The sequence below is a fragment of the Sulfitobacter sp. THAF37 genome, from assembly GCF_009363555.1.
GTDB lineage: Bacteria > Pseudomonadota > Alphaproteobacteria > Rhodobacterales > Rhodobacteraceae > Sulfitobacter.
Genome location: NZ_CP045374.1, coordinates 25,727 through 46,220 on the forward strand (window position 1 = coordinate 25,727; position 20,494 = coordinate 46,220).

19 protein-coding genes and 1 pseudogene are annotated in these 20,494 nt (G+C 60.4%); 16 read left to right on the plus strand and 4 right to left on the minus strand.

Annotated elements, in window-relative coordinates:
• Nucleotides 1-4: 4 nt before the first annotated feature.
• Both FIU94_RS18065 and FIU94_RS21100 read right to left on the minus strand, forming a co-directional pair.
• Nucleotides 5-1,081: a cupin domain-containing protein gene (locus FIU94_RS18065; protein ID WP_172975951.1), complete on the minus strand. Its 1,077-nt coding sequence runs from the start codon at nucleotides 1,079-1,081 to the stop codon at nucleotides 5-7.
• Nucleotides 1,082-1,478: 397 nt separating this feature from the next.
• Nucleotides 1,479-1,677: pseudogene (locus tag FIU94_RS21100) on the minus strand (hypothetical protein); the annotation flags it as partial.
• 13 nt (nucleotides 1,678-1,690) lie between these two features.
• On the opposite strand from FIU94_RS21100, the gene FIU94_RS20950 reads away from it, so the two are divergent.
• A complete protein-coding gene (locus tag FIU94_RS20950) occupies nucleotides 1,691-2,056 on the plus strand; it encodes an FAD-dependent oxidoreductase (RefSeq protein ID WP_254702692.1) in 366 nt (121 codons plus the stop codon).
• On the opposite strand, the gene FIU94_RS18075 is transcribed toward FIU94_RS20950, so the two are convergent.
• Nucleotides 2,057-2,830: a GntR family transcriptional regulator gene (locus FIU94_RS18075; RefSeq protein ID WP_152467229.1), complete on the minus strand. Its 774-nt coding sequence runs from the start codon at nucleotides 2,828-2,830 to the stop codon at nucleotides 2,057-2,059. It abuts the gene before it with no gap.
• A gap of 84 nt (nucleotides 2,831-2,914) precedes the next feature.
• On the opposite strand from FIU94_RS18075, the gene FIU94_RS18080 reads away from it, so the two are divergent.
• From FIU94_RS18080 to FIU94_RS18150, 15 genes are all read left to right on the plus strand, one after another.
• A complete protein-coding gene (locus tag FIU94_RS18080) occupies nucleotides 2,915-3,958 on the plus strand; it encodes a transporter substrate-binding domain-containing protein (RefSeq protein WP_152467230.1) in 1,044 nt (347 codons plus the stop codon).
• Between the two features lie 74 nt (nucleotides 3,959-4,032).
• Complete coding sequence (locus FIU94_RS18085) at nucleotides 4,033-5,199, plus strand: amino acid ABC transporter permease (protein WP_172975953.1); 1,167 nt, start codon at nucleotides 4,033-4,035, stop codon at nucleotides 5,197-5,199.
• 3 nt (nucleotides 5,200-5,202) lie between these two features.
• On the plus strand, nucleotides 5,203-6,282 hold the full coding sequence (locus tag FIU94_RS18090) for an amino acid ABC transporter permease (RefSeq protein WP_152467232.1): 1,080 nt from the start codon (nucleotides 5,203-5,205) through the stop codon (nucleotides 6,280-6,282).
• Between the two features lie 13 nt (nucleotides 6,283-6,295).
• Nucleotides 6,296-7,036 (plus strand): amino acid ABC transporter ATP-binding protein, encoded by a 741-nt coding sequence (locus tag FIU94_RS18095; protein ID WP_152467233.1) that lies wholly within the window; start codon nucleotides 6,296-6,298, stop codon nucleotides 7,034-7,036.
• Between the two features lie 3 nt (nucleotides 7,037-7,039).
• Complete coding sequence (betC, locus tag FIU94_RS18100) at nucleotides 7,040-8,584, plus strand: choline-sulfatase (RefSeq protein WP_302848731.1); 1,545 nt, start codon at nucleotides 7,040-7,042, stop codon at nucleotides 8,582-8,584.
• 8 nt (nucleotides 8,585-8,592) lie between these two features.
• Nucleotides 8,593-9,471 carry a 4-hydroxy-tetrahydrodipicolinate synthase gene (dapA, locus tag FIU94_RS18105; RefSeq protein WP_152467356.1) on the plus strand — a complete coding sequence of 293 codons (879 nt, stop codon included), beginning with the start codon at nucleotides 8,593-8,595 and terminating at the stop codon, nucleotides 9,469-9,471.
• Between the two features lie 62 nt (nucleotides 9,472-9,533).
• Nucleotides 9,534-10,787, plus strand: coding sequence for an FAD-binding oxidoreductase (locus tag FIU94_RS18110; RefSeq protein ID WP_152467235.1), 1,254 nt, complete (start codon nucleotides 9,534-9,536; stop codon nucleotides 10,785-10,787).
• A 20-nt stretch (nucleotides 10,788-10,807) separates the two neighbouring features.
• Nucleotides 10,808-11,509 carry an SDR family oxidoreductase gene (locus tag FIU94_RS18115; RefSeq protein WP_152467236.1) on the plus strand — a complete coding sequence of 234 codons (702 nt, stop codon included), beginning with the start codon at nucleotides 10,808-10,810 and terminating at the stop codon, nucleotides 11,507-11,509.
• Nucleotides 11,510-11,546: 37 nt separating this feature from the next.
• Complete coding sequence (locus FIU94_RS18120) at nucleotides 11,547-12,530, plus strand: DMT family transporter (protein WP_152467237.1); 984 nt, start codon at nucleotides 11,547-11,549, stop codon at nucleotides 12,528-12,530.
• Between the two features lie 16 nt (nucleotides 12,531-12,546).
• Nucleotides 12,547-14,025 carry an aldehyde dehydrogenase family protein gene (locus tag FIU94_RS18125; RefSeq protein ID WP_152467238.1) on the plus strand — a complete coding sequence of 493 codons (1,479 nt, stop codon included), beginning with the start codon at nucleotides 12,547-12,549 and terminating at the stop codon, nucleotides 14,023-14,025.
• 4 nt (nucleotides 14,026-14,029) lie between these two features.
• Entirely contained in the window at nucleotides 14,030-14,782 is a 753-nt protein-coding gene (locus FIU94_RS18130) for an SDR family NAD(P)-dependent oxidoreductase (RefSeq protein ID WP_152467239.1), read from the plus strand.
• Between the two features lie 4 nt (nucleotides 14,783-14,786).
• Nucleotides 14,787-15,521: an SDR family NAD(P)-dependent oxidoreductase gene (locus tag FIU94_RS18135; RefSeq protein ID WP_152467240.1), complete on the plus strand. Its 735-nt coding sequence runs from the start codon at nucleotides 14,787-14,789 to the stop codon at nucleotides 15,519-15,521.
• A gap of 9 nt (nucleotides 15,522-15,530) precedes the next feature.
• Nucleotides 15,531-16,547 (plus strand): proline racemase family protein, encoded by a 1,017-nt coding sequence (locus FIU94_RS18140; protein WP_152467241.1) that lies wholly within the window; start codon nucleotides 15,531-15,533, stop codon nucleotides 16,545-16,547.
• A gap of 181 nt (nucleotides 16,548-16,728) precedes the next feature.
• Nucleotides 16,729-16,935: a biotin carboxylase N-terminal domain-containing protein gene (locus tag FIU94_RS18145; protein WP_302848733.1), complete on the plus strand. Its 207-nt coding sequence runs from the start codon at nucleotides 16,729-16,731 to the stop codon at nucleotides 16,933-16,935.
• Complete coding sequence (locus FIU94_RS18150) at nucleotides 16,881-17,426, plus strand: biotin/lipoyl-containing protein (protein WP_152467243.1); 546 nt, start codon at nucleotides 16,881-16,883, stop codon at nucleotides 17,424-17,426. The genes FIU94_RS18145 and FIU94_RS18150 overlap by 55 nt, the downstream gene beginning before the upstream one ends.
• Here the strand turns inward: FIU94_RS18150 and FIU94_RS18155 are convergent.
• Nucleotides 17,386-20,487 carry an efflux RND transporter permease subunit gene (locus FIU94_RS18155; RefSeq protein ID WP_152467244.1) on the minus strand — a complete coding sequence of 1,034 codons (3,102 nt, stop codon included), beginning with the start codon at nucleotides 20,485-20,487 and terminating at the stop codon, nucleotides 17,386-17,388. The genes FIU94_RS18150 and FIU94_RS18155 overlap by 41 nt on opposite strands.
• Nucleotides 20,488-20,494: the final 7 nt, after the last annotated feature.

Genomic DNA, 20,494 nt, shown 5'->3' on the forward strand with positions numbered 1-20,494 from the left:
CTCCTTATCCGCGCCGTTCGCCGCGGGCTTCGCGGTAGAAGCCGAACGCCTGAAGGATGGGCCGGTCACTGTAGGAAAAGAGAACCGCCTCTCCGTCGATGCTCCAGTGCTCGTGTTCCATCCACGACGGTATCACGAAGGTGTCGCCTTCCTGCCAGAGGATTTCGCGGTCCCCGATCAGCGATCCGCCACCGCCTTCGGCCACGTGATAGATCGTGCTGGCGGTATGGCGATGCGACTTGGTGTGCTCGCCCTTGCGCAAAAGTTGGAGGTAGGCCGAGATGGTCGGCAGTGTCGGCCCGCCATTGTGCGGGTTCACATACTGCATGATGATCCCGTCATAGGGGCTGCCCTCATCCTCGCGCAGCGCATGCAGATTGGCGCGGCTATCAGTCCAGCGATAGTTCAGGATCGGCGACTGGCGCGGCTCGGCCGGTTGCTCCCATGCGGGTTTCATGCCGCGTCCCCACCTGTGCAGGCTGTCCTCGTTGTTGCGGAAAATCGGCTGGGTCTGCCTGTTGCCGTCTTGGTAATCTTCAAAGAAATTCGCATCCATAAGGTTCACGAAGGGCAGGTCCAGACCGTCGAGCCAGGCCATTGGCTGATCGGATTCATTGCCGTGGTCATGCCATTTCCACGCGGGCGTGGTGACGAAATCGCCCTTCTTCATGATCGTGCGTTCGCCGTCCACCGCCGTATAGGCGCCTTCGCCCTCGATGATGAAGCGATGCGCGTTCGGCGAGTGCTGGTGGCTGTCCGCGATCTCTCCGGGCATCAGGAACTGGATACCGCCGAAGATCATGCCGACGGTACGCGCGCTCTTTTTCTCGTAGCTCGGGTTGATCAGCATGAGCACCCGGCGCTCGGCCTCCTGCGGGGTGATCAGGTCGCCGCCCCGCAGCATCATCGGTTTGATCTCGTTCCAGCGCCAGATATGGGGCACCGCGGCCACGTTCGGTTCGTGCTGGGCCGCGGCGCCAAGGTTGAGCCACAGCGGGATGATGCTCATCTTGTCCAGCTCGGCGTGAAACCTGTCGCGCTGCGCCTGAAGATCGTTGGGACGGTCTGTTGGGGTGGGCATGGTGTGGCTCTCCGTTCGTGGGTTGTCATCGTCGGAGAAGGCCGACATCCCCTTGGGCCCGGCCCGGTGTACGCCGGGGCACGACCGGGTGAGGCGTCGACCACGCATTCTCCCCAATTAGGAAGTATACTGTCAGTTTGAGGTGGATCAAACGCAATACACGGTGTGTCCGGAGCGTAGACAGATCAGCCGACCCTAGGTTTGCAGACGCTGTGCCCCCAAATTGTTGGACGGGGAGGTCGACATGGGGACATGCAATTGCAGCGATGAGTTCGAGCGCGATGCTGTGTATCGGATTACTGTGCGGGGCTACCCGGTGCAGAGGATTGCGCGGCATTTGGGTGTCAGCACTGGACCTGTCCCGCTTTCGTGCCGCACCGGGTACTGGTTCAGGCCCCTTTCTGTTCGAAGCCGCCGGACTTTTCCAGCCGAGGGCTGAATGTCGTAGGAGCGGATTGCAGAAACCGTTGATGTATTGGGAGATTGCCAGTTCCGCGTCTCGCCGCATATGCCATGATCTTGGCCAGTCCCCGCGTCCGCCGATTGCTCACCGCCCAGCCGATCACCGGTCTGGAGTGCGGGTCTAGGATCACGGCCGAGACCTACACGGTGGCGATCACGCGACTGGGCGATCGCGTGCGAATGGCGGATACGGCCAAGATCGCGGGCTATTCCGACAGTCTCGGGCCGCATGCGACTGACAAGGTCCGCTATATGGTGAACGATCTGTTTCCCGGTGGCGGCGATATTTCCAAGGCAGAGGGCTGGACGGGACTGCGCCCCATGACGCCAGATGGCACGCCCGTTCTGGGGGCATCGGGATATAGGAACCTGGTGCCGAACATCGGGTACGGCACCCTTGACTGGACGATGACTGCAGGATCGGGCATGGCGGTTTCCGATGTCGCCCTCGACAGGGACGCAGCGATTTCGTCCGAAGGTTTGGCTGCCGAGTGCTACGGAAGCTATGGGTGATCAGGCAGACTTTGATAAGGTGGAAAGCCCGAAGTCAAAATCGTCGCTATAGTTCGCGCTGAGAAACTCGACAAAGCGGTTGTGAAACTGACGTGTGTGTAAATGCGCCAACCGGTCGGCTTCGCGGACATCGCAAGCACGGATAGCCTCGATCATGTCTTGGTGCTCTGACCCTAGCAATGTGTCGGTTGTAGAAGCCTTGACGTAGTCAAAATGCATATGGAGGATGCGGCGGCCTTCGTCGAGCAGATGTCCGTATGAACGCGCAAGATATGGGTTCTTGCCCGCCGCCGCGATCGCCATGTGAAAGTCACGGTTGGTGGCCGACATCGCCAAATAATCGTTGCTGGAACATGCGCGATCAAATGACCGGGCCGCCTTTTCCATAACAACGATTTCCGCGTCTTTCCGGTTCTGTGCGGCGAGACGGGTATTGATCCTTTGCAGGAAGTCGAGCGCTTCGACGTAACGCGGGAACTCAGCCATGTTGATGGGTGCTACGAGTGTCGACCGGTTCGACAGCATCACGACCAAACCTTCTGCAGAAAGGCGCACGAGGGCCTCGCGGACAGGCGACCTGGACATGGCGAATCGCCCCGAAAGACTGGTCTCGTCGAGCGGAGTTCCGGGCTGAAGCGTGAGAGACAGTATCTCTCTTTTGAGTTCGTCATAGACAAATTTCGACCCCCGCCCTTTCGCATGCTTGACCGCATCCAACTGCTTTTGAACCACTTTGTTTTCTCCTGGGCAGGTCTGAAGCCGATCGTAATCCATCGCTCCGCAACATAACAGTATTGACTTGTCGGCATAGTGTCGACATCAATATTGGCGACACAATGTCGACACAGGGAGATCATAATGGCATTCACCAAGAAACTCGCGATGGCAACGACGGTGCTGGTGGCGTTGACCGGACTGGCGCAAGCCCAGGTCGCGGATGACAGCAAATTGAAAACCGTGCTCGACCGTGGGTCGCTACTGTGCAGCGGTCATAACGGTTCCTTCCTGGGCTTTGCCGAGGTGGACGATCAAGGCAACTGGAAGGGCGTCGACATTGATCTTTGCCGTGCTCTGGCAGCCGGCCTTTTCGGCACTTCTGAAGGCAACCTCGAAATCGTTCCGATTTCTTGGGCTCAGCGGTGGCCGGCACTTCAGTCGGGCGACATCGACGTCGTCATCAAGGTTTCGGGCTGGACCCAGAGCCGCGACACCGAGCTGAACCTGGCTTATTCGACGCCGTACTTCATCGGTGCATTCCAGGCGATGGCCCATGCCGATCTGGGCGCACAGTCGATCGCCGACCTTGATGGTGGTTCGATCTGCGTCGCGGCGGGGACCTCCACCGAGCGCGCAACAGCGACATTCCTGCAATCGAACGGCATCGAGGCGGAACTTCTGACATTCGAAAACGGCGACGAGCTGCGCAACGCCTATTACGAGACGCGCTGCGACGCGATGGTCGAGTGGGCACCGAGCCTTGCTGCAAGCAATGTCGATGCCCCGGATGGGCCTGAGAGCCATGTGATCCTTCCCGACGTCATCGACCTGGAAGCGGAAGGCATCATAGTTCCCGAAGGCGACTCTGACTGGCTTGATGTCCAGAACTGGATGCTTTCGTCGCTCTGGTTTGCAGAAATCGAAGGAATCACGTCGGAGAACGTCGACGAAATTCGTGCCAACCCGCCGTCCGAGACGGTCGCCAAGTTTCTCGGGGTCAGCCCGGGCTATGGTCAGCGACTGGGTCTGTCGGATGACTGGGCCTACAACATGATCAAGGAAGTAGGGAACTTCGCCGAAATCTATGACCGTAATCTCGGTGATGGCTCGCCCTACAAGCTTCCTCGTGGGATCAACGGCCTCTACAACGCCGGCGGCGTGTTCTACCCCTTCATCATCGATTGATGTTATCGGCCCGGCCCGTGATGGGTCGGGCCAGCCAGCCCACCCTAAATTCTGCCGATCGGAAGGAGCAGACAATGACTGCATTCCTCAAGGACAGGCGCGTTCGCGACAACGGCCTTCAAATGGCGTTCGTCGGGTCCATTCTGCTTTTGTTCGTTGTGTTTTTTGTGACGGCTCGCGCCAACCTTGAAGCGCAGGGTCTGACCTCGGGTTTCGGTTTCCTTGAACGCACTACAGGCTGGCGGATCAGCTTCTCGTTGATCGATTACAGCACGTCCTCGACGTATGCCCGCGCAATACTTGTGGGTATTCTCAATTCTCTGTTTCTCGGGGCCATCGCGCTTCCTCTGGCAACTATTCTGGGCATCACCATCGGCGTAATGCGCACTTCGGGAAATGGCATGGCGGAGCTTGTAGGTACGAGCTTCGTTGAGCTTTTCCGCAACGTGCCACTCATCTTGCAACTGCTGTTCTGGTACACGCTGCTACTTGCACTGCCGTCACCGCGCGACATCGAACCTTTCCTAGGTAGCATCGCGCTGACCGGACGCGGCATCTACATCCCCGGCCTCAACGTGACCGGCGGCTCTGTTTTCATCGTAGGCCTGATCGTAATGGCCGCCATTGGACTCGCACTCTGGATGCGCGCAAAACGATGGCCGGACCTGCATCTGGAAAAAGCTGGCCGCGAAAAGCGGGGCGTATGGGGGGCGGCAATCATACTCGCTTTGATCGTTCTCTGGCTCGGCCGCATCCCGGACACGCCGCTTGTGAGCATTCCCGAACAACGTGGCCTCAACTTTCGCGAAGGGATCCGCATCTCGCCAGAACTGATGGCCTGCGTGGTTGCCATTTCCATCTACGGGGCTGCCTACATCGCTGAGATTGTACGCGCGGGATTCAATGCCGTTCCGAAAGGGCAGGGAGAAGCTGGCCAGGCTTTGGGTCTGACTGATTGGCAAATATTCAGCCGGATTCGCCTTCCGCTGGCAATTCGTATCGTGATGCCGACGCTAATCAATCAATATGTCTGGCTTTTCAAGGCGACTACGATTGGCATTGCGATCAGCTTCACCGATTTCTTTATGGTGATCTCAACTTCGATCAACCAGTCCGGCCAGACGTTGGAACTCATCGCCATCCTGATGGGCGGCTTTCTGATCATCAACTACACAATTGCCTGGGTGCTGAACCGCGTGAATGACGCGATTAAGCTGAAAGGCACTCAGCTGAGGATTTGACCCATGGCACATGCCGCTGATTCTCCGCAGCCGAGGTTTTTCGACAGGATAAGATCAAGGTACTTTGCGACATGGCGCGATACAGCTGTCACCGTCATTTTCGCGGCCTTTGTGGCTTGGGTACTCTGGTCTCTGATCGAATGGGCAATTCTCGGGGCAACTTTCGCCCCCAATTCTGGGGATACCTGCCGGGGAAACCTCCACGGAGGCGCATGCTGGTCCGTCGTTTCGACACGCTGGCGGATCGTTCTCTTCGGTCTCTATCCGTTTGAAGAACAATGGCGCTCGGCGATCGCATGCATGGTCATGATCGTTGTCGCGATCTTGTCCTGCGTACCTTGGTTTTGGTCAGCCAAACGCCTTGCACCGCTCTGGATTGCAGGCTTTGCGACCTTCTATGTGCTTATGCGAGGCGGCTTCTTTGGTCTGACCGAAGTAAAGGAGCAGAACTGGGGCGGCTTGTCGCTGACGATCTTCATTTTCGCAGGAGTGAGTCTTCTCGGTATGCCACTTGCGATCATTTTCGCGCTCCTGCGCCGTTCGAACCTGCCGTGGATTGCGCGGACGATGGCGCTCGTGATCGACGTGATCCGCTCGCTCCCGCTTCTGTCGATCATGTTCACATTTGCCATCGTGCTCCCATTTGTGCTGCCGGCCGGTCTGACTGGAGACAAGCTCTACCGCGTCATTGTCGGTTACGCGCTATTCTTCGCTTGTTACCAAGCCGAGATCATCCGCGGCGGTATGCAGGCACTTCCGAACGGTCAGGAAGAAGCCGCGAAGGCACTCGGACTCGGTTACTGGCATCGGATTGGCTATATCATCCTGCCACAGGCATTCCGCAATGCGCTGCCACCGACGATCAACCAGTTCGTCATCACCTTCAAGGAAACGTCGCTGGTCACAATCATCGGTTTCTTCGATGTAATGGCGTCAGGCAGAGCTGCGTCCGGTACTGCGGAATGGAATTTCGCGACGATCGAAATGTACGTGTTTGTCGGCCTTATCTTTTTCGTCTTCGTTTTCTCGCTGTCGCGCTACGGCGCCTATCTCGAACGCCGTCTTGGCGTTGGTCGCCGGTAAAGGAGCCCAATCAATGTCCGATCTCGCCATCCGCATCGAAAATATGAATAAGTACTACTCAGCGTTTCATGCCCTGAAGGACATCGATCTTGAGGTGTCGAAAGGCGAGAAGGTTGTAATCTGTGGCCCCTCTGGCTCTGGGAAATCGACGCTCATCCGCTGCATCAACCGGTTGGAGGAACACCAGTCCGGTCTGATCGAGGTCAACGGAACACCACTGGATGATAACGTCGACAACATCGACGAGATCCGGCGTGAAGCGGGTATGGTTTTTCAGAACTTTAACCTGTTCCCGCACATGACCGTGTTGGAAAACTGCACGCTGGCGCCGATCCTTGCGCACAAAATCAGCCGTGTTGAGGCAGAGAAGACAGGGATGAAATACCTGGAACGGGTCAAGATTCCCGAACAGGCGCACAAGTACCCCGGCGAGCTCTCGGGAGGTCAGCAACAGCGGGTGGCCATCGCCCGCGCCCTTTGCATGGCGCCACAAATCATGCTATTCGACGAGCCTACCTCGGCGCTTGATCCCGAGATGATCTCGGAGGTTTTGGACGTTATGGTAGGTCTGGCCGAGGACGGCATGACAATGGTTTGCGTCACACATGAGATGGGTTTTGCTCGACGGGTAGCAGACCGCGTGATCTTCATGGCGGATGGACAGATCATCGAAGAGGGTCCGCCGGATGTGTTCTTCGACAATCCAAAAAACGAACGGACGAAGGCTTTTCTCAGCCAAATCGTGGGTCATTAGACCTTGGACCGCCCGAACATCATACTTTTCATGGTCGACCAACTGACATCGTTCGTGCTGAGCGCGTATGGTGGTCGGGTTTGCAAGACCCCGCACATAGATGCCCTCGCGGCGCGCGGAGTGGTGTTCGAGAACGCCTATTGCCCCTATCCGCTGTGCGCTCCCTCTCGTTTCGCGATGATGTCAGGCCGATTGCCCTCACGGATCGGCGCTTTCGACAACGGTGCGGAATTCGCTGCCTCGACACCGACATTCGCGCATTACCTGCGTGCGCATGGCTATTACACCTGCATCTCCGGAAAGATGCACTTCGTCGGGCCAGACCAGTTCCATGGCTTCGAAGAGCGGCTCACCACCGAGATCTATCCGGCCGACATGTCGTGGACGCCTGAGCCGACCTTCGGCGACGTTGCGGAGGACGATGAAAGGGCCTACGAGTTCGGGGTCTCGACAATCGACACCGTGCGCGATGCCGGGCCGGTGGCCCGGTCTATGCAAATCGACTACGACGAAGACGTCGTTCACCACGCCATCCGGGAGCTTTACGCGCGCGCCCGCGGCGATGATGATCGGCCGTTCCTCATGACGGTCTCGCTCACGCATCCACATGATCCCTACGTGACCACGCGGGAATTCTGGGATCTTCACGCCGAGGCCGAAATCGAGGATCCGCGGGTCCCTCATGTCCCGGTTTCCGCGCGGGATCCGCACAGCCAATCGCTGTATTATCACTACGGCCAGGATAAGTGCACGCTGACCGATACGGACTATCGCCGGGCCCGTCGTGGCTATTACGGGATGATCTCGTACGTGGACTCCCTGTTCGGACGGCTGATGGGGGCGCTGGATGACAGCGGGTTCAGCCATAACACAGTGATTGTCTTCGCTTCAGATCATGGCGATATGATCGGAGAGCGAGGCATGTGGTTCAAGAAAACGCTTTTCGAACCGGCCATTCGCGTACCTTTGATCGTCGCGCGCCCAAAAGGTCTCGCGTGGCGCGTTTCGATGCCTGCAAATCTTGTCGACATATTCCCGACACTGTGCGACCTCGCGGGGATCCCCCCGAATGAGATAAGCACGCCGCTCGACGGGCATAGTCTCGTTCCCGCGCTTGACGGCGCTGGCGAGCGCAACCCCGTGTTCATTGAACACATCGATGGGGGGACCGCCGCACCGCGTGTCTGCGTGCGGGACGGTGTAAAGAAGCTGGTGCTGTCCCGCGCCTATCCGGCGCAACTCTATGACCTTGCTTCCGACCCATTGGAATTGACCAATCTCGCGGGTACCGGGGACCCGGACGAGGTGCGTTTGACCGCTCTGGCAGAGCAAACTTGGCCCCTCGAAACCCTGCCAGAGACCGTGGTCAGCAGCCAGATCGCCAGAAAGCTGATCGACAAGGCGCTGTCGACCGGGCGCGAGGAACGCTGGGACTTCGTGACACGGTCCCACAACCACGGCGCCAATTACGTACGACGCGGCGATGCATTCCCTGCGGTCGAAAGACGCGGATACCTTCAATACAAGGACGAAAGGAAAAACCTATGAGCTACAATGTGAAACTCTCTGGCGTCATGCCTGCGCTTGTCACGCCGTTCGGTGCCGACAACAAGATTGACTTCGATGCTTTCGGCAAGCTGCTGACCCATTTCCGGGACTGTGGCGTGACCGGTTGGGTGCCGAACGGGTCAACCGGCGAATACTTCAGCCAGTCGACGGAGGAACGCCGCAGCGTTCTGCAGTTCGTCAAGGATTTTGCCAATGACGACGAAATCCTGATCGCTGGCACAAACGCGCCCGCCACCCGTGAGGTGATCGAGCAGACGGCAATGGCCAAGGAAATCGGCTATGACAACGTGCTGCTCGCGCCGCCCTTCTACACCCGCCCGACGCAGGAAGAGCTGATCAAGCATTACGAGACGGTGCTGGCCGAGGTCGATGTGAACCTCGTGCTCTACAGCTACCCCTCCAAGGACGGCGCGGACATTTCGTTCGAGCTGATGGATCATTTTGCCGACAACCCGCGTGTCATCGGGATCAAGGAATCCTCGGGCGTTCTGCAACGGGCCGTCGATATCGTGTCGCGTTACGAAGGCAAAATTCAGCTGATCTCCGGCTCGGATGATATCGCGCTGGACTTCATGTTCTGGGGTGCGGAATCCTGGATCTGCGGCCCGTCGAACTGCATGGCGAAAGCCTGCTGCGAGCTGGACCGGCTTTACAAGGCTGGCGATCTGGGTGCCGCGAAAGAGTTGATGAAGAAGCTTTATCGTGCGATGAACATCCTCGAGTCCGGCAAGTTCGTCCAGAAGATCAAGTACGGCGCCGAGCTTCAGGGAATGCCGGTCGGCGAATGCCGCGCGCCTCTTGGTCCGCTGACGGACGCGGAAAAGGCCGAGTTCAAGGCCGCGATGGAACCCATCCTCGCAATGTAATGCCATTCCGGCGGACCGGTTGAGCGGTCCGCCGGATTTCCCTTTAGCATCGGTTCGGACGAATGCAGCCCTCTGAGACAAAACCAAAGACAGTAATCGTGGGAGCCGGGGTTATCGGCATGGCCATTGCGCACGATCTGTTGAAACGCGGACGGGATGTAACCGTGGTCGATGAGGCCGAGCCCGGGCGCGGCGCGTCATTCGGCAACATGGCGTCGATTGCGGTGACTGAGTTCATGCCGGTATCGCGTCCGTCCGTTTGGTTGCAGACCCCCGGCTGGCTCTTGCATCCCGAGGGGCCGATCCGCGTGTCGCCGACCTATGCGCCGCGGTTGATCCCCTGGTTCCTGCGTTTTTTCTGGGCCGGTCGACCATCGAAGATGCGTGCTTTGGAAGAGCAGGGGGCCGCGCTGTGTCGACGCGCGCTCAACGACACAACCGTCCTGCTGGAAAGCATCGGCCTCAAAGACCACCTGAGCGCGACGGGGTGCCTGTCGCTCTATGCCAGCGAAGAAGAATTCGAGGCTGACCGAGAGCGGCTTGACATGTTGGATCGGCATGGGTTCCGCTACGAGGTGCTCGGCCACAATGCGCTGCACGATCTTGAACCTGAATTGGCTCCGGTCATAAAGAAAGCCGTACTTCTACCCGACAACCGCACGCTAAATGATCCCTACGCGTTCGTGTCACGCTTGGTCGAGGTTGTGGTGGGGCAGGGCGGCAATGTGGTCCGCGGCAAGGTCACCGGGTTGGAGCGTGCTAACCGCGTGACCGGCGTTCGTCTCGACGACGGACAGGTGCTCGATGCCGATACCGTCGTGCTGGCCGCAGGCGCTTTCACGGGCAGGCTCTCGCGGACGATCGGTGAACCGATCCCACTTGAAACTGAGCGCGGGTATCACACCCAGATCAACGCCCCGGGGATCGAGCTCAAGCATTCGATCATCTGGCCAGCCAAGGCTTTCATGGTCTCCCCAACCGGCGGCGGTATTCGCGTCGGTGGCACCGTAGAGATGGCCGGTCTAGACGCCGCGCCGGACTGGCGGCGGTCAAAGATCACGGTCAAGCGCGCCCGCGAGGCATTGCCTAACCTGCGCGTCGAGGATGCAACGGAATGGATTGGTCACCGCCCGGCCTTTCCAGACACGGTTCCGGTCATGTCCGCCTCTGCCAAGGTGCCTGGTGTCTACTACGCCACTGGCCACGGCCACCTTGGCCTGACCTACGCCGCGACCACGGCCCACCTGATGGGGCAGTTGATCGCAAATGAAACCCCCGAGATCGACCTGACACCCTACCGGGTCGACCGGTTCTGACACGAGCAAAGGAGATCACCGTGACCGAAAAGACATGTCTGATCATCGGCGGAGGACGCGGTATGGGTGCCGCGACAGCGCGCACGATGCACAAGCGCGGCTACAGCCTGGCGCTGATGTCCCCGTCGGAGTCCTGCGAAACGCTGGCCAAGGAACTGGGTGGCGTCGCCCGGCGCGGCAAAGCCGAAAATGCCGGAGATACGCAGGGCATATTCGACCTTGCCATGGAAACCTATGGCCGCATCGACGCCTGCCTGATCCATGTCGGCGGCCCGCCCAAAGGCGACCTGCTGGAGATTTCCGAAGAAGACTGGGACCGCGCCAATGAAATGGTGCTGAAGCCCGTGATCCGAATGGCCAAGCTGCTGACCCCGGTAATGGAGGCACAGGGCGGCGGGTCGATCGTGAATATCACGACTTTCTCGGCATTCGAACCGTCGCTGATCTTTCCGACGTCCAGCGTGTACCGTGTCGGCGTGTCGAGTTTCGCCAAGCTTTACTCCGACCGATATGGCCCCGCGAACATCCGCATGAACTGCTTGCTGCCGGGCTTTACCGATAGCCTGGACCTTCCACAGAAATACGCGGATATGTCGGCACTTGGCCGTCTGGCACGAGCCGAGGAACAAGCCAAGGCGGCGGCTTTCCTGCTGACTGACGACAGCAGCTACATCACCGGACAATCCCTGCGCGTCGATGGTGGCGTAACGCGGCACATGTGACCGGCCGCAAGAGCAGAGTGATGAAGGGCAGCTTACGATGATGACGGACAACTTGCGTGGTGTGTCGATACTGACACTGGCGATGCTGTTCTTCGCTGTCGAGGACGCTTTCATCAAGTTCCTGACCGGCAATCTCCCCGTGTCTCAGGTGCTGGGCATGCTGGCCCTCGCGGGGGCGATTTATTTCGGTACTCGTCTGCGGTTCGTGGGGCTGCCTTTCTGGTCCCGGGACCTGTTGCATCCGGCGGTGATGATCCGCAATGGGGCCGAAGCTGTCGCGTCTGCGGCCATCGTCATGGCGCTTGCGCTGACCGACCTGTCGGCGACTTCGGCCATCATGCAATCGGTCCCGCTGTTCATCACCATCGGGGCGATGTTCTGGTTGCGCGAGCCGGTGGCATGGCGGCGCAGCGCTGCCGTCGCGTGCGGCTTTGCCGGTGTTCTCCTGGTGCTTCGGCCCGGTTTTGACGGCTTCGACCCGGCGTTGATCTGGGCTATGGTCGCCGCTGCGGGTCTGGCCGTACGCGACCTTGTCACCCGCCGCGTGCCCGCTCAGGTGCCTTCACATCAGCTTTCTGCCTCGGCCTTTATGGCGCTTTTGATAGCCGCGGGGATTCTGGCGCTGGTGCTGGGCGAACGGCCCGAGATGCCGGACGCAAGCCTCGCCTTGGCCAGTGCGGTCTGCATCATCTGTACCCTGATCGGCTATGGCTTGCTGGTGTCCGCAACCCGCATCGCCGATGCCAGCGTGCTCGCCCCGGTTCGCTATGCCCGACTGGTCTTTGCCATGTTCATCGCAGTGATCGTGTTCGGCGAACACCTGGATCTGCCGACAATCGCCGGAACCGTGATCATTGTTCTGTCGGGGGCCTATACGATCTGGCGCGAAGCGCAACTAGGTCGGCCGCGCGCCGTGGCAACGATGCCCGCAGGGACGTTGCCCGTCACGCCCGAAGATCCCACTGACGACATCCCTTCTGACACCCCCCTCGGCTCCCGCGCCGCAGGCCCCACTTCCTGAAAGAGAGGACATTCCCATGCAAAGCAAACTTTTCATCAACGGCGATTGGGTGGCGGCGTCTTCCGGCGCGATGTTCGACGTGGTCGACCCGTCGGACAACTCTGTCGTCCATCAGGTGGCGCGGGGTGGCACAGAAGACATCGACGCTGCCGTGAAAGCCGCTCGGGCCGCTTTCGACAACGGACCCTGGCCACGGATGAGCGGGGCCGAGCGGGCCATAATCCTGCGAAAGATGGGTGATGAAATTGCGGCCCGGACCGACGAGTTGGCACGGATGGAAGTGCTCGACAACGGCAAACCGCTGCCCGAAGCGGTCTGGGATATCGAGGATACCGCCGGCGTATTTCACTTCTATGCCGATCTGGCGGAGCAGTTGGACAATGACGCCGATGAGGAGGTCGACCTGGGCACGGATGGCTTCACCTCTAAGGCGGTGAAGGAACCGGTGGGGGTGGCCGGGGCGATCATTCCTTGGAACTTCCCGATGCTGATGGCCTCGTGGAAGGTCGCGCCTGCGCTGGCGGCGGGCTGCGCCATGGTCCTCAAACCATCCGAGGTGACATCGCTGACCGCGCTTGAATTAGGTGTGATCGCCACCAAGGCCGGTTTGCCTGCGGGTGTACTCAACATCGTTACCGGTTTCGGGCCGGAGGCGGGGCAGCCGCTTACCGAGCACCCGGGCGTGGATAAACTGGCCTTCACCGGATCTGTTCCCACCGGATCGCGGATCATGACCACCGCCGCAAAGGACGTCAAAACCGTCAGCCTCGAACTTGGCGGCAAGTCGCCCCTTGTGGTGTTTGCCGACACCCCCATCAGCGAGGCCGTCGAATGGATCATGTTTGGCATCTTCTGGAACCAGGGCGAAGTCTGTTCGGCGACATCCCGCGTGCTGATCGAGGCTCCGATCTATGACGCCGTGATTGCGCGGCTGGCGGAAGAGGCGAAGAAGATAAAGATCGGCCATGGACTTGAGGACGGCGTTCTGCTTGGGCCGCTCGTCAACAAATCACAACACGAAAAGGTGCTTGCGGCCATCGCGAAGGGCAAGTCCGAAGGCGCCCGCGTCGTTTCGGGCGGCGGCATCCCCGCTGGTTTTGAACAGGGCTGCTTTGTCGAACCGACCATCCTCGCCGATGCGCCGCTCGACAGCTGGGTCTGGAACGAGGAAATCTTCGGCCCGGTGGTCTGCGTGCGTCCGTTCGACACCGAAGCCGAAGCCATCGAGCTTGCCAACCGCTCCGAGTATGGACTGGCGGCCGCCGTCATGTCCGCGGATACTGAGCGCGCCGAACGCGTGGCCCGCGCCTTTCGCGCCGGGATCGTCTGGATCAATTGCTCGCAGCCGACGTTCACGCAGGCGCCTTGGGGCGGCTACAAGAAGTCGGGGATCGGTCGCGAACTGGGCGTTTGGGGGCTGAACAACTACCTGGAAACCAAGCAGATCACGACCTGGGACCGTTCCCGGCCCTGGGGCTGGTATCTGAAGGAGTGACGCATTGCTGCTGTCAAGTCAGACTGTTCTGTTGACCGGCTCGACTGGCTCAATAGGGCAGTCAATCGCACGGGAACTGGCGCGCGAAGGCGCCCGCGTAGTCCTGCAGTACCGCAGCGATGCCGCGCGAGCAGAAGCCTTGGCCGAAGAATTGGGGAACGGGGCCTTCGCCCTGCACGCGGACCTGTCGGACCCTGCGGCGCCGAGTGCTTTGTTCCAAGTCGCGCTCGACCGGGCAGGCCGGATCGACGCGCTGGTCAACAACGCTGGCATTCTGACGCCGTCCTCGATCGACGATCCGCTTGAGGATTGGCATCGGGTCTGGCGCGAAGATCTGCAGGTCAACCTGATGGCGGCGGCTGATCTGTGCCGTGCAGCGATCCGGCATTTCCGTGAAAGTGGCGGCGGCAAGATCATCAACATGGCATCCCGCGCAGCGCAAGGCGGCTATCGGGCCGAGGCCATGTCCTACGGCGCCACCAAGGCGGCCCTGGTCAACCTTACCCAGAGCATCGCGCGCGGGTTTGGGCGTGATGGGGTTACTGCCGTTGGCATCGCACCCGGCTGGGTCAAGACAGAGATGTCGGACGCCTATATTCGCGACCACGGGGAGGCGGCAGCACTTTCCGGCATTCCCATTGGTCGCATGGCTGATCCAATGGAAATCGCCGAACTTGTAGGATTTGTCCTGCGCCCAGGGCAGGTATCGTTGTCAGGTGCGGTTCTGGACGTCAACGGCGCAAGCCAGATGAGGTAACCAGATGAAGCGTTTTGAAAACAAGGTTGCCATTGTGACCGGCGGCGCCGGTGGAATCGGCGAGGCGATTTGCAACCGCCTGGCGGCTGAGGGCGCATTGGTACGGGTCGTAGACACAAATACAGCAGCAGCCGAGGCTTTGGCACGGAAGATCGGCGGTTCGGCGCATGGCGTGAACTTGACCGATCCAGAGGCGATACACACCTTTGTCGGCGAAATCGCCGATGCCGGCATCCACGTCCTGTGTAACAATGCGGGTCTGATGCGCCGAGGCCCATTGATGGAACTGACCCCCGAAGATTGGCGCCTTTCATTTGCTGTCAACATCGACGCGCTCTTCCATATGTGCCAGGCGGTCGTGCCGGTCATGCAGCGGCAGGGCGGCGGGGCCATCGTCAACACCGCGTCGCAATGGGGTCTGCACCCAGCCCCCGGCCATATTGCCTACAACACCACAAAGGCCGCCGTTGTTGCATTTACCCAAAATCTTGCGCGCGACCATGCGCCCGACAAGATTCGCGTGAACGGCGTCGCCCCCGGCGAAGTGCGCACATCGATGCTCGAATCCAACCTGGCACGTTCGGGGCGAAGCCTCGATGATCTGAACCGCCTGGTGCCCTACGGACGTATAGGCGAGCCAGATGAAATCGCGGCGCTCGTCGCCTTTCTGGCGTCCGACGAAGCGGGTTACCTTTGTGGCTCCGTTGTGGAAATCACCGGCGCTCAGGCTGTCGCATAGGAGAACGAAATGCGTTGGAAACGATCTTTGCAAACTGTCGACGTGCATTGCGCGGGCGAAATCGGCCGGGTGATTACCGGTGGCGTTCTGAACATCCCCGGCACCACCATGGCGGAGAAGCTGGATCATCTGAACAAGGTGGATGACAGCCTGCGCCGCTTTCTTTGCTCCGAGCCGCGTTCGGGTCCGGCCGGATCGTTCTGCCTTCTGGTTCCTGCCTGTGATCCCGCTGCGGATGTCGGCCTGATCATTCTGCAACCTGACCAGGCACACGCGATGTCGGGATCAAACGCAATGTGCGCCGCGACAGCGATGCTTGAGACCGGCATGATCGCCATGTCCGAACCCGAAACCATCGTTACCTTCGACACCGCTGCCGGGTTGGTGAAGGCGACGGCGACCTGCGCGGATGGTAAGGTTACCTTTGTGTCGATTGACATGCCGCCTTCCTTTGTGGCCGGGCAAGGCACAATCGAGACCGAAGATTTCGGGCCAATTGCCTATGATCTCTGTTTTGGTGGGGTCTTCTACGCTCTCGTCGACGTCGATCAGATCGGGTTGACGATTTCTCCGGGAAACGCCCGTGATCTTGCAACCATTGGGGTCGCCCTGCGCAACCGGATCGCGGAAGTGGAACCGGCGCTGCACCCGGTGATACCGGCGCTGAACGGGCTTGCCTATGTCATGTTCCGCTCAGAAGAACCCGACGGAGCACTTCGAACCTGTACGACGCTGCGTCCGGGTCGCGCGGATCGGTCGCCCTGCGGAACCGGGTCGAATGCAAACATGGCGGTACGCCACGCGGCGGGCCGGGCGCGACCCGGCGATGCCGTTGTGTCGCGTTCAATCATCGGGGGCGAATTTCGCACCGAATTGATGGGGACTGTCGAAGTTGGTCCCTATATCGCCACGCGTAACCGGATTTCGGGCCAGTGTTGGATCTACTCGATCACACAAATCGGACTCGATCCCAGCGACCCATTTCCAAATGGTTTCATGCTTTCAGATACATGGGGGTCTGACTGAAAATCTACAATCAAATACTTCCGAGATTGGTGGAGCGATATTCATAGAAGACCTCGATTTTCTCACACCTCGCTTCAAGTCTTGCAGGCAACGTGGGCCGTGGCCGAGAGAGTTGAAACAATAGGGGAGCAATCCAACCAGTGGCGGAATTGTCCAAGACACTGATCGCCAAACTGGGAAAATTGCCAACCGCATCATGCGGGCCGCCAAGCAGTCGGGCACCAACGCGATCCACCCCGGCAACGGCCTGCTGTCCGAAAGTCCCGATTTCATCGACGACTGCGTCAAGGCCGGTACAGCCTTCATTGGCCCGCGCGCCCTGGGTGACAGGGCATGCGCCTGCAAGGAGGCCGTCGCGGCGGGCGTGCCGATCATCCCGGCGATGTGAAGGTGCTATTTGACCGGAACTGCCAGCCGGGCACCGTGAGCGTGCCGGACCAAATGGTCAAGTCCGCCACCGTCGGCCGCGCAAAAGTACAGGTCGGCAACGCCGACCGCGTTGGCGCACCAATGCCGGGCGTGGTCGCATTGGTTGCAGCGTTGGTCGACCAGCAGGTGCACAAAGACGATCTGCTGCTGACCATCAAGGCAATGAAGATGGAAAGAGGCATTTCGACCGATCGTGACGCCATTGTCAAAACGGTATGCGTCACCCCGAGTGACCAGATCAATGCCAAGGATCTTTTGAATGGACTGGAGAAAACTCGTGTAAAATTATTACATAACTTCGCTTATCAGACTCAGACTGGCAGTCAGGGCACATTCCGGACGCACACAGAAAGTGGCACAGAACTGACCAAACCGGTTCCGCCGCCCCTAGCGACCGCCCCGCACCCCGTCAGGCGGCCTTGCGGCGGCGGGTCAGCCTGGCGATCATGACGAAGAAGAACGGCACGAAGAGCACGCCGAACACCGTGGCCGCGATGGTGCCAGAAAGCACACCGCTGCCGATGGCCGTGCGCCCGCCCGACCCCGCCCCGCTGCTCAGCACCAGTGGCAGAACCCCCAGCGAAAAGGCCATGGAGGTCATGATGATCGGGCGGAATCGTTGTTTGGCCGCATCGAGCGCCGCGTCGATGATGCTCTCGCCCTGATCGCGCAGGTCGCGGGCGAACTCCACGATCAGGATGGCGTTCTTGCCCGTCAGACCGATCACCGTCAGCAAGCCGACCTGAAAGAACACACCGTTCTCGAACCCGCCCAGCCAGGCCCCGGTCAGCGCACCCAGCACGCCGATCGGCATGGCCAGCATGACCGCAAAGGGGATCGACCAGCTTTCGTAAAGGGCCGCCAGGGCAAGAAAGATCGCCGCCAGCGACAGCGCATAAAGCAGCGGGGCCTGGTTGCCCGATTCCTGCTCTTCCAGCGACAGGCCGGTCGGGGCGATGGCAAAGCCCGGCGGCAGTTGCGATGCGAGGCGCTCAAGCTCTGCCAGCCCTTCGCCCGTGCTGGTGCCGGGGGCCGGTGTGCCCTGCAACTGCATCGCGGGCACGCCGTTGTAACGGTTCACCCCCTGCGGCCCGAAGGTCCAGTCGGCGTCGGCGAAATTGGAGAATGGCACAAGGCCTCCGCTGGCATTGCGCACCCGCCATTTCTTCAGGTCCGAGGGACCCGAACGCGCCTCGGCCTCGCCCTGCACATAGACCCTCTTGATCCGGCCCTCGTCGATGAAATCGTTCACATAACGACCGGCCCAGGCGATGGTCAGCAGGTTGCCCACATCACTTGCCGATACGCCCATCGCCCCGGCACGGCGCCAGTCGATGTCGAGGTTGAACTGTGCCGCATCCTCCAGCCCACTGGGCCGGAGCGACCCGATCAGCGGGCTTTGTCCCGCCATGCCCAGAAGCTGGTTACGCGCCTCCAGAAGCTGTTCGTGCGTCTGCCCGCCGCGCGCCTGCAAGTAGAAGTCAAAGCCCGAGACGTTGCCGAGTTCGATCACCGACGGCGGGACCACCGGAAACACCATCGCGTCACGGATCTGGCTGAAGGCGCCAAAGGCCCGCCCCGCCAGGGCCTGCGCGCTTTGCTGCGGTTCCTTGCGTTCGTCCCAGTCCTTGAGCCGGACAAAGACGATACCCTGGTTCTGCCCCTGCCCGCCAAAGCTGAAGCCGACCACACCGAATACCGAATCCACGACCTCACTTTCCTGCGTGAGGTAATAATCCTCCACCTGCTTGATCACGTCCAGCGTCCGGTCGGCGGTCGCACCGGTCGGCCCCTGAACGAGGGTGAACAGGATGCCCTGATCCTCCTCCGGCAGAAAGCCCTGCGGCGTGCGCAGGAACAAGGCACCCATGGCGGCGATGATCGCGAGATAGACGATCCCGCTGAGGAACGGGTGCCGCACGATGCCGCCCACCAGGCCGGTATAGCCGCCGCGCAGCCTGTCGAACCCGCTGTTGAACCAGGCGAAGGGACCGCGTTTCCTGCCCTGACCCTTGTGTTTCAGCATCGTCGCGCACAGCGCGGGCGTCAGAGTCAGGGCCACGACCACGGACAGGGTCATGGCCGAAATGATCGTAACCGCGAACTGCTTGTAGATCACGCCGGTGGAACCGGGAAAGAAGGCCACCGGCACGAACACGGCCGACAGCACCACCGCGATACCCACGAGCGCGCCGGTGATCTGGTCCATCGACTTGCGCGTGGCCTCGACCGGGTTCAGGCCCTCCTGCTCCATGATGCGTTCGACGTTTTCGACCACGACGATGGCGTCGTCCACCAGCAGACCGATGGCCAGGACCATCGCGAGCATGGTCAGCGTATTGATCGAAAATCCAAGCAGCGCCATGACCCCGAAGGTGCCCAAAAGCACGACCGGCACGGCGAAGGTGGGGATCAGCGTCGCGCGGAAATTCTGCAAGAACAGATACATCACCAGGAACACCAGCACGATCGCCTCGACCAGGGTCTTGATCACCTCCTCGATGGAGATGGTGACGAATGGCGTCGTATCGAACGGAACGACGTAATCCACGCCTTCGGGAAAGAACTGGGCCAGCTCCTGCATCCGTTCTTCCACCGCGGTCGCCGTATCCAGCGCGTTGGCGCCGGGGGCAAGGCTGACCGCCATGCCGGTGGACGGGCCGCGGTTGTAGCGCGAGATGGTGGCGTAGCTTTCCGCGCCGATCTCGACCCGCGCGACATCGTTCACCAGCACCAGCCCGCCATCGGTTTCGGCGCGCAGCACGATCTGGCGGAAATCCTCGGGCGTGCGCAGCAGCGACTGCGCGGTAACGGTGGCGTTCAGCTGCTGGCCCTCCACCGCCGGGAGCGAGCCGAAGGCACCGGCAGAGATCTGGGCGTTTTCCGCCGAAACGGCGGCCACCACGTCCGACGGCGTCAGCTCAAACGCGGCGAGCTTGGCCGGGTCCAGCCAGATGCGCATGGCGTATTGCGCGCCAAAGACCTGAACGCTGCCCACCCCCTCGACCCGGCTGAGTTCATTGACGAGGTTGGTCGACAGATAATCGCCCAGGTCTGTTTCATCCAGCGACCCGTCCTGGGAAATCAGGGAAATCACCATCAGAAAGCCGGAGGAGGATTTCTGCACCGTAACGCCTTGGCGCTGCACGACTTCGGGCAGAAGCGCCGTGGCCTGCGACAGCTTGTTCTGAACCTGGACCTGCGCGATGTCCGGATCGGTCCCCGTCTCAAAGGTCAGGGTGACGCTGGATGTGCCCGATGAGGTCGAACTGGACGAGATGTAGCGCATCCCGTCCAGGCCCGTCATCTGCTGTTCGATCACCTGTGTGACCGTGTTGGCGACGGTTTCGGCAGAGGCGCCCGGATATACCGCATTCACCGACACGGTGGGCGGTGCGATCTGCGGATACTGCGCAACCGGCAGCGTCAGGATCGACAGAATGCCGACCCCCATGATGAAGATGGAAATGACCCATGCGAAAATGGGCCTGTCGATAAAGAAGCGTGCCATGCGCGTA

Bases quoted from the DNA above. Each gene is read 5' to 3' on its own strand.
- FIU94_RS18095 (WP_152467233.1), top strand. From the start codon at position 6,296: ATGTCCGATCTCGCCATCCGCATCGAAAATATGAATAAGTACTACTCA.
- FIU94_RS18110 (WP_152467235.1), top strand. From the start codon at position 9,534: ATGCAGCCCTCTGAGACAAAACCAAAGACAGTAATCGTGGGAGCCGGG.
- FIU94_RS18075 (WP_152467229.1), bottom strand. From the start codon at position 2,830: ATGGATTACGATCGGCTTCAGACCTGCCCAGGAGAAAACAAAGTGGTT.
- FIU94_RS18140 (WP_152467241.1), top strand. From the start codon at position 15,531: ATGCGTTGGAAACGATCTTTGCAAACTGTCGACGTGCATTGCGCGGGC.
- FIU94_RS18065 (WP_172975951.1), bottom strand. From the start codon at position 1,081: ATGCCCACCCCAACAGACCGTCCCAACGATCTTCAGGCGCAGCGCGAC.
- FIU94_RS18135 (WP_152467240.1), top strand. From the start codon at position 14,787: ATGAAGCGTTTTGAAAACAAGGTTGCCATTGTGACCGGCGGCGCCGGT.
- FIU94_RS18090 (WP_152467232.1), top strand. From the start codon at position 5,203: ATGGCACATGCCGCTGATTCTCCGCAGCCGAGGTTTTTCGACAGGATA.
- FIU94_RS18085 (WP_172975953.1), top strand. From the start codon at position 4,033: ATGACTGCATTCCTCAAGGACAGGCGCGTTCGCGACAACGGCCTTCAA.
- FIU94_RS18120 (WP_152467237.1), top strand. From the start codon at position 11,547: ATGATGACGGACAACTTGCGTGGTGTGTCGATACTGACACTGGCGATG.
- FIU94_RS18125 (WP_152467238.1), top strand. From the start codon at position 12,547: ATGCAAAGCAAACTTTTCATCAACGGCGATTGGGTGGCGGCGTCTTCC.
- FIU94_RS18150 (WP_152467243.1), top strand. From the start codon at position 16,881: ATGCGCCTGCAAGGAGGCCGTCGCGGCGGGCGTGCCGATCATCCCGGC.
- FIU94_RS18080 (WP_152467230.1), top strand. From the start codon at position 2,915: ATGGCATTCACCAAGAAACTCGCGATGGCAACGACGGTGCTGGTGGCG.
- FIU94_RS18155 (WP_152467244.1), bottom strand. From the start codon at position 20,487: ATGGCACGCTTCTTTATCGACAGGCCCATTTTCGCATGGGTCATTTCC.